Genomic DNA, 14,431 nt, shown 5'->3' with positions numbered 1-14,431 from the left:
ATGAAAACGAAAAGTACCAGCTTATCCATACTGGGGGTTCTTGTTCTGCTTCTCGTTGGGATGGCCTGGGGCGGCACTTCCCTCTTGACTTCGGAGCAGGCCTGGGCAGAGGAAATAGCTTTTGACCAGAACCAGGGCGGTTATGGCGGGTATCAAGCCGGCCTTTACGATAGTGAAGCGGTACAACCTGCTGCGGACAACTGGACCCGGCAATCAAGGTATACAGCAGGGACTAGTCCCCGGTTTAAGTGGGAGTTTTCCATCGCCAGTCCTATTGTGGGGACAGCGGTTATCGGAGCTGATGGCACTCTTTATTTTGGAGCCAGGAATGGAATCTTCTATGCTGTTGATAGAGATGGAAAGGAAAGGTGGAGCTTTAGAACCGGCTATGAAATAGTCTCCTCTGCTGCCATAGGGGCTGATGGCACAATCTATACATCATCGAAGGATGGCAGTTTGTATGCGTTGAATCCAAACGGAACACTCAAGTGGGTTTTTATTACCGATAATATTTTTGAGTCTTCACCCGTAATCGGGGCAGACGGAACGCTTTATATTGGAGGCAAAGACGGGCGCTTATATGCGGTTAATCCTGATGGCAGCGAAAAATGGATTTTTCCTACAGCAGGAATAGACAATGCTGTTGCGGTAGGGAATGATGGTTTCATTTATGTGAGTACCCGGGACGGGAAGCTCTTCTGTTTGAAAGCAGATGGCACGGAAAAGTGGAAATGCAATTTAGAAGCTATTACTAGTTCCCCAGCGCTCGACAAGGATGGCAATATCTATATTTGTTCCGGCAAATCATTATATCTGGTAAGTCCCCAGGGTAAGATCCGTTTTGCCTATAATTTGAATGGTAGCAGTGAAGTGAATCCCCCCCTGGCTATTGCTTGCGATGGCAGCATCTATGCCGGGGCGGATGTTCTTTATCGTTTTGCTCCGTCCGGTACAGCCAATTGGACTGCTGCTGTATTTAATTGTTCCGCTCCGCTTTTGGGAGCCGATGGTACGGTTTATGTTGCTTCCAGCCATAGCTCAGGAATGCTTTATGCTATCGCCAAGGATGGCAGCAAGATATGGGACTATCCTGTAGGGGGAATAGAAGGAGGCGTAGCTCTGGGGGAAGATGGAATCATCTATGTGGGTTCCCGGGATGGAAAATTGTATGCGATCGAAACCTGCCCTCTGGAGGTTAAAGCCTGCGACCCTCCCCATGCTTCGGAAAACATTGCTCTGGATAAAACCATAAGAATCACCTTGAACAAGGGTGTTTTGACCGATAGGGGATATGACAGAATAAATTTGACTGACGAATTGACTAATATTATAAGTATTCAAAAAAGCATGGAAGGAAACACGCTGGTAGTAGACCCCACAGTTAAGCTGGAAAAGAATCATAACTATTCATTAAAAATCCCGGCTGATGCTTTTAAGGATATCACCGGGGGCAATCTAAAGGAAGACTTTATATTGCGTTTCTCTACCTTTTCTGAAAAAAGCCAGGTTAAGGCCGAATTTACCATTGGCCAGAAAATATACCGCTCTGACGAAGAAATAAGAGCGATGAATGCCATTCCATTTTTGCAAAACGGGCGTAGTTTCGTCCCGGTCCGTTACCTGGCCCTGGCTCTGGGGGTACCCGAGAATGCTATTATTTGGGATGATTCAACCCAGAGTGTAAAATTGCTGAGAAATGAAGTTACGGTAGAAGTATCTACTAAAAATAACCGTATTATTATCAATGGGAAAACGGCAGAGATGGATATTACCCCGCTGAATAAGGAGGGACATATTTACCTTCCGGCCCGATTTATTGCAGAGGCCTTCGGTTTTCGGGTAGATTGGAATCAAGCCCGGCAAACCATACAGATGGTATCAGCTAATTAAGTTATGCTGCTAAAACCCTAAATATTTCCGGAGGAATAAAATAAAGTATGGATGCATATTTGTGGAAAGTGTTAAAAACATTGGGCTTATTGCTTATTTTCAGTATATTATTACTACTACCCTCGGGTTACGCTATTGGGGCCACTAACTACCGGGTACAGGGTGAGCTTCCCAAGTACCCGGACAGTGATTTTAAGGAAGAAGAGCAGACTCGTGCCCTGGCCACTGTAAAAATCACTGCCAGCACCAAAGATGCCTTTACTGCTGCCGGCGAATCCTACTGGGCCGAATTTCGCCTGCCCCGAAACTTCTATATAACTTCAGCCGGAATCTATGGCCAGGGCCAGCAGATGGATGTGGAATTGGCCAGGGGCAAAGGCTTTGAGGACCAGAAGCGGAAAGTGGAGATTAACCCTATAGCTGAAGATAGGAACAACCCTGGCCATTACCGGGGTTTCGAAATTGTGGTAGAAAACATTAAATATCCCGATGATTATCCCGAACTGGTTTTGTATTTCAACCGGGTGGTAGTACCCCGTGGATTCAAGGGCAATGCTGAACTTAGCATCGATAGCGCGGGAGCTGGTTTTTCATCCGGCACAATTACCATAGCCAATATCCTGAGCGCCCGTTTGACGGTAGAAGCCAGTGAAGTCCAATTCATAGTTAGCAGAGAGCAGGTTCTGGGCCCTATTAAAGTTACGGAAAACATGTCGGGTACCTTCGAGTATCTTAAAATGACCCTCCCCGGCGGTTATCAATGGATTAAAGAAAAATGTTATATTGACCCCATGCTGGGATTCCGTGTCGATCATAATGGTGATGGCCGTTACGATGAGAATGATTTTTTGATAAGTGTAGAAGTTGATAAGTACGGGCAATCCACTTTGCGCATTGAGACCATGTTCCGGACGACAACGATCGGCAAAATGGAAATAGAATGCCCGGTACAATTAACTGATAGGCAAAGCTCCTATGGCGAACTCAATCTGCAGCTTAACAGCAATGCTGAGCTTAATGTCAGCAGCCTCAAGGCCGGCAGCTATAGCCAGCAGAAAACAGACCTGAGCGTACAGAATTCAAGAGAGGCTTACGGAGGGCTTTGCGCTCAGAAAATCGGCAATATCATTATCAGTGAGAATGCTCCTGAAACTATGGTGAGAAACCGTTATGTTACCCTTACCCTTCCTAAAGGAGCAAAATGGGCCAAACTCCCCTCGGTCAAACTGGAAGGGGATAATTATCTGGATATAGGCCCGTTACTTCTTAATAGTGAAAAAGATCAGATCAGTTTCGAAATTGAGGATTGCAGCCGGGAACGCCCCGGTAAGATAATTTTGGAAGAGGGTAAGGTAGATTTAGCTACTGACTTTAGAGGTGACTTGGCAATTAAGGTAACCGGTTCCGCCGGAGCATCCGGAGCTATTATTGTTGCCCGGGTCAAGCCTGCATTTACGGTTTCATCCTCCAAACCTGCTTTAGTTATTGGGAAGCAGGAACAGAGCGCTGGGGAATTGGAAATAAGCGAAAGTGCCGGGCGGGTATTCCTGGCCCGCGAGCTCTGGATAGATTTTCCCTCTGCTATAAAGCTGGTACGCAGTCCCAAGGTGGAAATTACGGCCGGAGATATGATATTATCCAGAACCGTATTGAAGCAGGAAGGCGACCGGGAGAGACTGGTTATACCCATTCAGAATTCCAGTTCCAGTGCAGCTAAACTGCTTATCAAAGATATCGTATATAACCTTAATAATATGCTACCTGATGGCGATCTTCAAATAAAGCTGGGAGGTCCGGCAGTAAATGAAGTAAATGCAGGGTCCAATCCTATTTTTCCCAGCCACGACTGGGTTTGTGAGGTAGCCAATGCCAGTATCAGTAAAGAAATTATCCAGCCCGCGAAAAAAGATGCCCTTTCCCCAATCCCGGTAGCGGGAAGCATAATCTTCAAGATAGGGGAGAAAACATACCAGGTCAACGGGCAGGCCACCCCCATGGATGTGGAACCATATATACTGGAGGGCCGTACCTTTGTACCCATCCGTTATGCAGCTCTAGCTGCCGGCATAAATCCCGATGACATTCATTGGGACCAGACCGCCGCCCGGGTTACTATACATAGCCGGGATAATATCATCATCCAGCTAAAAATCGGTGACCAGGTTATTTATCGCAACGGTAATGAAATAAGTATGGATACAGCAGCCCATATAAAGGATGGCCGCACCATGGTTCCTTTGAGGGCCCTGGCTGAAGCCCTGGGCCGGACAGTCAAATGGGATGCCGCCAGCTCTTCCGTATCGATAGAGCTGCCAGGTACTTAGGGAAAAAATCTGATGGTTCTTTTGTTTCTCAGGAGCCCAAAAGAACCGTCAGACTGTGCCGGGCAGATAAAAAATTATATACAGGGGAGGTGACTTTGTGAAAACAAAAAAATTCCTATCCATTATCCTTTTCGCCCTATTATTTATGTTTTCAAGCCAGCCCGTACCTGCTGCCGAATATGGAGTGATGAAAAACACCGTTGTCCTGCCCGGGACCGTCAATGAATTAGGAGGGATAGCCGGGCATTATATAGCAGGGCAACTGCAGCAAGGCGATATTCTAACCTTCAGGTTACCCTTGAACTCATTCTGGACCAAAGCCCCCATAGATACCGATGAGTCGACTGCCATGACCTGCTTGCAAAGCAGTGCGGAATGGAGCACAACGACCATGCTGGATGCCGCAAACATGAGGTATGGAACTGATTGCAACTATATTCTGGTTCCGGAGGCACACGCCGGAAATCCCAATGGACTATTCAACGCTGCCAATCCCACCCTGGCAGTAAGTTCCTTAAGCAAAGGAGAGGTTTTGCTAGAGGTAATCGCTTTACCCGATAATTCCCAGGATTGCTACCTTTATATTTACTCCAATCGGGTTTACATTGATGACAGCATAGAAGGAGATGTTTGCATAGATATAGACTCCCCCTCTAACCAGGCCTTAAAGGCAATACTGCCCGGCGGCTCGATCCCAGCAACCCTGCAAGCAGACAAGTCCCCGGGTAATAATCAATCGCAAAAGGAGCCGGTGCAGGACAATAAAACTCTGGAGAAGGATAGCGGCGGCAGTAGTGATGCGGATAAGGAGGATAAAGCCCAAGCAGCCGTTAGGATAGAGCTTCGCATAGGTCAAAAAAAGGCGGAAGTTAATGGAGAAGAAAAAGAAATAACGCTAGCTCCGTATATCAAGCAAGACAGAACCTATGTCCCTATCAGATTCATTGCCGAAGCTCTGGGTATTGATGATATAAGATGGGAAGCAGAATCAAAGATGATTACGCTCAAACAGGAAAGCAAGATACTGGGGATTGATGTGAGAAACAATACCATAAGCGTAAATGAACAGCTGGCCTATGTAATGGATACATCTATTGAAACCAGTGAATCCGGTTATACTATGGTTCCCATCAGGTATATCGTTCAGGCATTGGGAGCAATTGTTGACTGGAATGCTGATAATAACTCCATTATTCTAACACTGCCAGGCGTTTAAGCAGCGCTTAAACATAAATGAGCCAAATATATGCAAATAATGACAATACCTCCCTTCTCTATAATAAAAGAGGAGGTATTGCTATTATATCCACATAATACCCAAGAAAGAGTTAGATAGTGCTGTACAAGCCCATTTTAACCCATAGAAATCATTTACACCCGATGAATACTATGGTAGAATTCATTTAATCACAGACTTAATTCATCTCATAAAAAATATTAGTTTCCCCATATTTCAGTATTTTCATTCCAATACTTAATTTTTGTAGTGAAACTGCAGCCAGGGTGGTGGTGATAAGAAATTCAAAAACGATTTCTTTTCAAGTGTATGTCGTAGATAAAATAAAATAATTTTTTTCTTTTTTTAGCAGGAAAAATTAATTAAATCGCCAATAACTTATATGGATGTGTATAATTTGGCAGTCTTTAGTTTTAGGCAGAATATCGGGAATTACTACTTTTTCGGTTTTCAAGCTGAGAGGGTAGGGTTTCGATGTCTAAAAAAGCTTGCCATTGGTATCAAATGGAACCCAGGTCTGGGCACAAATCGTCTAATGTATAACAGCCATAGTACTGTCATACATTGGCGAATGGCACATATATAGTAATTATGGGAATGGCTGTGCCCGACTCTTGATAATAAGTAAAGCTTTCATAAAGCTTCGCTTATAGCAATGGAGGTGGTAAACAAAAATCAGTTTCAAGCGGCATTTCGAGTTCAAGTAAGTTGTTTAAGGAGGGAAAAATTTGCGTAAGAGAAGTCATTTGAGCTGGTTAGTGTTAGCCGTATTTACGATGACCATCTTCTTCGGGTCCGGTTTGACCGCTGTGGCGGCTCCCGGTCTGAGTGATGTCCAGGGACACTGGGCTGCTGATACCATTCAAAAAATGGTGGATGCCGGTGTGGTTGCCGGACAGCCGGATGGTACCTTCAAACCGGATAACAACATCAGCAGAGCTGAATTTGCCACCCTGGTGGTAAAAGCATTCAAACTAGAAGAAAAAGCCGGAAAAGTATTTACCGATACCAGTGACCACTGGGCCAAGGCCTTTATTTCCACTGCCAATGCCAACGGTATCGTCAGTGGTTATAGCGACACGGAATTTGGACCCAATGACCCCATCACCCGGGAACAGATGGCCGTTATGATAGTCAAGGCCGCCGGGTGGAAAGCCGAAGGCGCAGCCAAGGTTTTCCCTGATGATGCCAGTATTTCCGCCTGGGCTAAAGAAGCGGTGTCTACTGCTTCGGCACAGGGAGTAATTAAAGGACGCCCCGATGGCAACTTTGATCCCAAAGCCAATGCCACCAGAGCTGAAGCTGCTGTCGTTATCAGCGGCACTTTAGATGTAAAAGCTGCACCGGAAAAACCGGTCGATATATCCACTTTAGACAAAGCCGGTACATATGGACCTGCCAGTGGCAGCCAGGAAATTAACGGGAATGTTACTATTTCCGCTTCTGGTGTCATATTGCAGAATGCCGTAATAACCGGTGACCTCCTCATCGCTGAGGGAGTAGGTTCGGGCGAAGCCACCCTGAAGAACGTAACCGTAAAGGGGACCACTACTATCAAAGGCGGAGAGACGGTTAATTTTGAAAACTGCAAACTGGGCAAAGTCAATATCAAGAAGGCCGAAGGCAAAGCAAATGTGGTTCTTTCCGGAACCACCTCTATTAGCGAATTGCTGGCCAACTCTGCCGTGAAGGTAAGCGGGCAGGGTACTATTGATAAAGCCGTGGTTTATGTAGCAAATGTAGTAATCGAGATGAAGCCGACTGCTTATGAAGTAGCCAGCGGTATCACTGCCAATATCGGCGGCGTAGCTGTAACTGGAACCTCCGGTGGCGGCGGAGGCCCTACTACTAGCAGCGATGACAGCAACCGGGTTAAACCCGTTAATGCTACTCCTCCTGCCGGTGAGGTTCCTGCAGGTACCCAGGTTACTTTGAGCACCGCTACAGCCGGAGCTACTATTTACTATACCCTTGATGGAAGCGTACCGAGCAGCAACAGCACAAAATATACCGCTCCTATTACCATTAATGCGGCAACCACCATCAGGGCTATTGCTATCAAAGTCGGCCAAACCCAGAGCCTGGTTGCAAGCTTAGCGTATTCAGTTTCCGTACCTGAAGCCAGTGCCAGTGTGGATGTTGCGGTAGGTAGTGGCGCTATGTCCGCATTCAAGACTATTACCGTTAAATCTACAACCGGTCTAAGCGGAGCAGCGAAATACAAAGTCTCAGATGGAACAACTACATCAGCTGTAAAGGATCTGGGAGTATCAGCTGCTTATATGACCAGTGCTGAAAGTGTTACTGTTACCATATTGGCCAGTGACGGAACCACCGTTCTCGGAACCGGCACGCTCAATGTAACAGCAGCCGCCAGCACCAGCATCGCTATTACTGCAGTACAGCCCCCAGTGGGAGATAAAACAGCAGATTGCACCGTGGCAGTTGGAAGCGGTGCCATGGCAGCATTTAAGACCATAACCGTTACATCTACAACCGTAAGCGGAGGAGCGAAATACAAAGTCTCAGATGGAACGACTTCTTCGGCTGTAAAGGATCTGGGAGTAGCGGCTGCTTATATGACCAGTGCTGAAAGTGTTACTGTTACCATATTGGCCAGTGACGGAACCACCGTTCTCGGAACCGGCACCCTTAACGTAACAGCAGCCGCCAGCACTAGCATCGCTATAAGCGGATCCGAAACACCGCCGGAACCGGCAGACAAAAAGGCAGTATGCACCGTGGCAGTTGGAAGCGGTGCCATGGCAGCATTTAAGACCATAACCGTTACATCTACAACCGTAAACGGAGCAGCGAAATACAAAGTCTCAGATGGAACGACTTCTTCGGCTGCAAAGGATTTGGGAGTAGCAGCTGCTTATATGACCAGTGCTGAAAGTGTTACTGTAAGTATACTGGCTAGTGACGGAACCACCGTTCTCGGAACGGGAACCCTTAATGTCGCGTCAGCTGCAAGCGATGTATCCATAGACATTCAATAGGAAAAATGCTTTAGCGACACACAATTACCAGGAAAGGAGGAGTTAAGGTGAAGAAAACGGCCAAGGTAATGCTTATCGCTTGTGTCCTGGTGATGATATATGCAACAGTAGCTGTAGCAGCTGTTCCCTCTGATAGCGTCATTATAGGGAATAAGGCCTTTGCTATAGCGTATTTAACTGACCCGACTCATGCTTCCGAGATACAAGAAGCCTTGGACAATGCCGATCCTGGAAGTATGTGGTACAGCATTGACGGCATGACAACAGGGTGGACTGGAATTTTCACAGGTAGTTCGGCCACTGCGCCCGAGATAGCTGCTTTTCCTGAGATACAATATAGAGATGCTCAAGGTTCTTTAGCTACTTATGCAGCCGGAAACGGTGATGTAATACCGGGTGGCGGAGATGTTGCCTTTGAGGTAGTGGACATTTATTAGATTTTTGAAGGAACCTAAGATGGGAAGGGGCGTTAACAAACTCCCTTCTGGGGAAAACGGATTATTACGAGTTAAAATCCGTTAACCTGGTTCAGTCAGAGGGGAGTTTGAATAATAGGCCTGTTTAAACCCTGACTTAGAATTATGGAGAGGAGGCGGGGTTAAAGGTAAATTGCAATCGCTATACTATCGGGGTTAATTACTATTAGTATTCACCGATAGTATACAGTCAGGATTACCGGAGAGAGATTTCTTAAAAAGGAGGCATATTTAATAGTGATAAAGAGAAGGAATTATAAAGTCATAGCCTTAACTCTAACCTTTTTGATGTTGTTTGCATCAGTAGCATCAGCTGCTATTCCTACAGACAGCGTTATCATTGGGGACAAGGCGTATAGCATTGGCTATGTCACTAATCCCGCCAATGCAGCAGAAATCCAAGCCGCTCTTGACAACCTGGGAACAGGCATGCTGGCCTATAATATTGATGGCCAAACAAGCGGTTGGACGTCAATAATGGGGGGTACACCCTTAACAGCAGATCAGATAACAGCTTTACCGCCCATCACTTATAAGAATGATGCCGGTGAAGTGTCTAATTATGCAGCTGGAGACGGCGACTTGATACCGAGCGGCTTGGCTGTTAGCAATGTAGTTGCCGATAATGGCAACATTACTATCACCATGACAGGAGAAGGCACACCGGTAGAAGGTGATTTCACTTTTGTTTCCAGAATCGATGGAGCCGGAAAAGCCGACCTAGCTGTAAGCAACTTTAACTGGACCGAAGCGACCAAGACGGTTGCCTTTACATTTGCACCCTTTGCTGCTACCGCTGCAGCACAATCAATTGAAATTGGTTGGCAGTATAAAGACAGCAAAGGATGGGCGGCTGCTTTCACAGTTCCAGCAGCAGAAGCGTTAACTGTTAGCAGTGTAAGTGCTATTAACAAAACAACCATTGAGGTAACATTTAATAAAGCAGTTGATGCTGTAGACCCTGCCAACTTTGATGTAAAAGTGGGTGGAGAAGCTAAGACAGTTCAGTCTGCCGTATTAGGCGCTGACAAAACAAAAGCTACTATAACTGTACAGGGACTAAACTATAACGATAATGTCACAATAGTAGTCACAGGTGTAACCGCAGGTAACGCTACTGTAGCTACGAACAGCAACACAATAAAAGTACCGAAGGTTACCGACCTCTACGAATTAAAACTTACATCAGATAAAGCAAAATTAACCGCTAATGGCGCTGATAACACTGTAATTAAAGCTCAAATGTTTGAAAAAGCCAACCCAACAACACCAGTTAATGTCGATGCTACACTGACCATGTCGACTACCCTAGGTGCTCTATCGTACACTACCGTAGCTATGAATGATGGTGAAGCAGCAGTTGTGCTTACTTCAACTGCATCTGCAAAAACCGTTACCGCTTATATCAATGCCACTGTAGCAGCGGTAGCTTCGGGTGAAGATGGAGCGTTTGTCGGTATACCAGCAGAAACACTGGAAATTACTTTTGATCCTGCTGGAAGCGGCGATAGTGTTGAGATGGTAACGCTGGTAAGTGCCGAAGCCAATACAGCTGATCGCATCATTGCTAAATTCAGCGGCAAGATAAACAAGAATGATATTGTTAGCCAGTTTGTTCCTGGAGGAACTCCGGCAGCCAAACTGGCAGCAGCAAAAGCCGCTAACTTTGGATTCAAAGTTGATGGTAATGTAGTAGTTGGAACTTTAATTAAAGATGTAGTGTCAGTAAATGATACTACCTTGATGTTAATACTAAATGTTGACAACTTCTATAGTGCTGCAAACGCCACTGACCGTTTAGATACTAAAACTGGACCTATAACAGTAATAAATGCTGCTGATCCAGGCGCATATTTAAGAGACAATGTTACTCATAATCTAAGTATTCCCGCCAATATAGGAACCAAAGTAGTAGCAAATAATGCAGGTAAAGACTTTATCTTTACCGATCCGCAGCAACCTTACATTGCTGGCGTTACTGTTGAAGAACAGATGACCTTACGGGTTCAGTTCTATGAGGCCATGGCTGAAGATCTTTGTGAACAGACTTCAGCACTTCCTGGTGCACCAACAGCCGGAACTCGCTTAAACGATCATTTCAGAGTTGACGGCAAACCGGTTATGATCGTTCCGGCTGCAGCAACCGTTGCTGATATCAATTTCGCCAATTTGAACAATTACATTGTTGCAACGGGGCTATATGTAAGTAAAGATGATAAAACCCACATTGGATATCTTGATGGTGTCGATACCAGAAACTTTGTAACCATCAAGCTTGACCGTCTGCATAAGCTGGCTCCAGGCACCTATACTTTGCAGGCCAATAATGTTGGTGATTGGGCAGCTCTAACTGACCCGAACAACATGGTTGCAACCCAGACCTTTGATTTTACTGTAACAGCTAGTACAACCAAGCCGACCGTAGAGCTGATTAAGCAGTCCCCAGAACAATGGCTGCTTAAGTTCTCCGAAAACGTAACTACAGTTACTGGGAAGACACTTGCAGATGCTATCAAGATTTACAAAGCTGATGGCTATGCTGCATCACCCAAGGAACCGCTAACCAATGGAGTAGATTATCAGATTATATCTGGCGATGGTAGCAAAACTATAACTAATGTAGCAATGAACCCGACTGTAGCTGTAAATACTCCTGCCAAGTACTTCCTGATTGAATTCTTAAATGACTGGACGGTGCATTATAATACATCCGTCAGTGGCGATAATTACTACACTTCAACCTATAATCCTTATGTAGTTGCAGTTGATGTAGTTGAAAACGCTGCTGGTAATGCCATAGTTCCTGTAGCTTTAACTCTAACCAATTCTATTGATACTGTGTCGCCGACAATTGAAGAAGTCAAAGATGTTTATGAAATCGATGGTAAAACAATCAATGGCTGTCCTGCCGTTATAGGTGCAGGGCAGAGTGTTTATGTCAAGATGAATGAGCCGGTACAGATTCCATTTACCGATGTAAACGGTAATGGAACATATGATGCTGGCGTTGACATGCTGAATACTATGCCATTAACCCCCAGCGAACAGCAAACCTTGGGAACAGGTATACCACAACCGACCTTCGAATTTGTCAAGGGCGATCTTACCTGGCAAGGTAAACTTGTTGATTTACCTGCGCTTACCACTACAGTTGTAGACAACGATTATTCGTTTGTAATACAGCCGGTTAATTTGGCTGGCGCACCCACTACCCTTGAGCCTGGTACATGGACCCTGATTATCAGATCCATATCTGATGATGTTGGTAATACTTCTGCAACGCAGACATTTAATTTCACAATTTCAGGTACTACGACTTACACTGCAACAAAAATTGCTTGGGCAGCTTTCGATGACAATATCAATACAGGTACTGATGCTGACAAAGACTATCTATACATTAAATTCACCAAACCCATGAAGTCGACTGGAGTAACTGGTGTGGCTTCGTCAGCAGTCTATCAGTTCAACGCAGCTCCGCTGCCTCCTGGTAATTCTGTTAGCAAGGGTATACCTGGTGTAACTGCTGATTGGGATGGCGTAACCATCGCTATGCCAAAGGGAACCTGGGGAACCGGAGTTGGACCTTCATTTACCTGCACGCTGAATGTTCTGAATAACTTGGAGGCTGCAGATGGTGAACTACTGTCCGGAGCTCACGAGGTAGAACTGACTGATACTGGAACTGGAGTGGCTGTAGCCAATGGTGATATGCTCTTTGAAGCCCAGTATGTATGTTCTGGTTATGCATATGCATTAACTGGTGCTCTCCCGGTAATCATTACTGGATCCGTTGCTTTTGATGCCAATAGAGACGGAAAGATTGATGGTGCAGTATTAAGAGTAAGCAGAACTCTGACTGACGTAGAAGTACTGGCTACAGGACAAACACTAGTTTTTGGTGGAAAAACAACTGCTGCTGGTTATACTACCGACAATGCTGTTACTGCTAGCGTATATCAAATGTTATGCTTTAATGCCAGATTAGGGGAGTTGGGAGAAACCGTTCCTTTGGCACCTGGCAGTGCAGCAGATAAGTATGTATTTATTACCACCGCATCTCCGATAACCGGTACAGATTCATCGGCCCTGACACTGAAAGCTCCCGACGGTGCAATCCTGATTGGTGCAGCCAGAGTCTTGGACGGTGCAGAACCGGTTGTAATCAAAGCTAAGGTTACCTCAAAAGCTGGAGGTACTGCAGGTTTTGGTAATGATATCGGCGATATATTAACATTAACATTCTCAGAAAAGGTTAATACTAATTTCTTAACCGCTACAGCCCCGTTGTTTGGTGATGTGAATGCAAACTTCCCAGTAACGAAAAATGGTACTAATAGTTCTGCAGCATTTACCGATGCAACCTTCTCAGCAAATGACTTGAGTAAGCTCACAGGTGCAGCAGGAACGCAATTAGTACTGAACGTTGCTTCTAAAGATACTGGCGCCGGATTGATAATTGCTGGTACAGCACCTAATCATGCGACAATGAGTACATCAGCTCCGTTGCCGGTTGCTACTTGTCCGACGGATCTACTTGGCAATTATTTGGCCCCAGGACAGACCGCGATCAATATCCAATAGCCATACCCTAAACGAAGGTTTGTCGTAATAACTGACCGACCGAAAGGCCCCCTGCGAGAGCAATCAACTGCTCTGCAGGGGGCTTTTTCTCACAAACATCAAGGGGCAAACAGGGGGACGGCTCTCTGTTTGCGATGAATGCGGGATCAACTGCCATTCAGGTGGTTGGCCCTGTTTTCTTGTTCCGGGAGTGAGAGCCGGACAACAAAACCAGCCAAGCATGGTGCGGGTTCCTAATAGCTTACCTAGTTGGCTGGTTTACTTTGGTATAATCAGATAGAGGGAGCGCCAGTTCGGTGCGTGTAATATAGCGAGGTGGGAGTCCTCGCCTGGTAAAGTCTAGCAAACAGCCGGTACCGAGTCCTTGGAGCCGAAGCCGTGAGGTGAGGTTTAAGCGTAGGATAGGGAGTATGAGAGCCGCAATGGGAAACCGTGAAGCGATTCAGCCCCGTAATATATATATATAGAGCGGAAGTCGATGTGTTCCTCTTCACCGCAGACAGCAAGAACTAACCGATAGTGCGAGGTTAGGGAGATTCCGCCGGGATCAATAGAGCGTGGCGAGCATACAAAGATAGTACACGCATACCTGGGAGGTCTGACAGGCTCCGCTAAGTTGCGGTAGGCTCAAACAAGGTCTTGTAAACTAAGTGAGAGACGAAGGTCTGCCAGAAGTCGGATTACCTCATAGTAGTGATGAAGCCGGGGTAGAACAGGTGCCAGGCACTTAAGTTGTTAAGTTATTGTCGGAGAATAGGGACCTAGCCCCAACAGACAACACAGGGTCAACTGCCATAGCGGTGGTTGGCCCTGTATTCTTTTTTCTACTAACCTATTCCCAGTCAACCTGACCCCAGCCTACCCAGTCAGTCGAAACAGCCCACAGTTGCAGAGTCTCAGCCCAGGAATAATGCAGCC

Annotated in this window: 6 protein-coding genes; all 6 read left to right on the top strand. The window is 45.9% G+C overall.

Features of this window, described 5'->3' with window-relative positions; genetic code table 11:
• The 6 genes from AWB54_RS01140 (at position 1) to AWB54_RS01115 (ending at position 13,513) form a co-directional block, all read left to right on the top strand.
• Positions 1 to 1,890: a stalk domain-containing protein gene (locus tag AWB54_RS01140; protein WP_061212805.1), complete on the top strand. Its 1,890-nt coding sequence runs from the start codon at positions 1 to 3 to the stop codon at positions 1,888 to 1,890.
• A gap of 47 nt (positions 1,891 to 1,937) precedes the next feature.
• Positions 1,938 to 4,214: a copper amine oxidase N-terminal domain-containing protein gene (locus tag AWB54_RS01135; RefSeq protein WP_061212804.1), complete on the top strand. Its 2,277-nt coding sequence runs from the start codon at positions 1,938 to 1,940 to the stop codon at positions 4,212 to 4,214.
• A gap of 97 nt (positions 4,215 to 4,311) precedes the next feature.
• Positions 4,312 to 5,430 (top strand): copper amine oxidase N-terminal domain-containing protein, encoded by a 1,119-nt coding sequence (locus AWB54_RS01130; RefSeq protein ID WP_061212803.1) that lies wholly within the window; start codon positions 4,312 to 4,314, stop codon positions 5,428 to 5,430.
• Between the two features lie 749 nt (positions 5,431 to 6,179).
• On the top strand, positions 6,180 to 8,453 hold the full coding sequence (locus tag AWB54_RS01125; RefSeq protein ID WP_061212802.1) for an S-layer homology domain-containing protein: 2,274 nt from the start codon (positions 6,180 to 6,182) through the stop codon (positions 8,451 to 8,453).
• Between the two features lie 47 nt (positions 8,454 to 8,500).
• Positions 8,501 to 8,890 carry a hypothetical protein gene (locus AWB54_RS01120; RefSeq protein WP_061212801.1) on the top strand — a complete coding sequence of 130 codons (390 nt, stop codon included), beginning with the start codon at positions 8,501 to 8,503 and terminating at the stop codon, positions 8,888 to 8,890.
• A gap of 276 nt (positions 8,891 to 9,166) precedes the next feature.
• The gene (locus AWB54_RS01115) at positions 9,167 to 13,513 is read left to right on the top strand and encodes a hypothetical protein (RefSeq protein ID WP_061212800.1); all 4,347 of its coding nucleotides are present in this window, start codon (positions 9,167 to 9,169) and stop codon (positions 13,511 to 13,513) included.
• The last annotated feature ends 918 nt before the right edge of the window (positions 13,514 to 14,431 follow it).

The sequence above is a fragment of the Syntrophomonas wolfei subsp. methylbutyratica genome (assembly GCF_001570625.1).
Taxonomy (GTDB): Bacteria; Bacillota; Syntrophomonadia; order Syntrophomonadales; family Syntrophomonadaceae; genus Syntrophomonas; species Syntrophomonas methylbutyratica.
Note: the sequence above shows the minus strand (reverse complement) of the source record. Positions and strands in the feature narration are given on the sequence as shown.

Excerpts from the sequence above, each read along its gene's own strand:
- AWB54_RS01140 (WP_061212805.1), top strand. The coding sequence starts at position 1 with ATGAAAACGAAAAGTACCAGCTTATCCATACTGGGGGTTCTTGTTCTG.
- AWB54_RS01135 (WP_061212804.1), top strand. The coding sequence starts at position 1,938 with ATGGATGCATATTTGTGGAAAGTGTTAAAAACATTGGGCTTATTGCTT.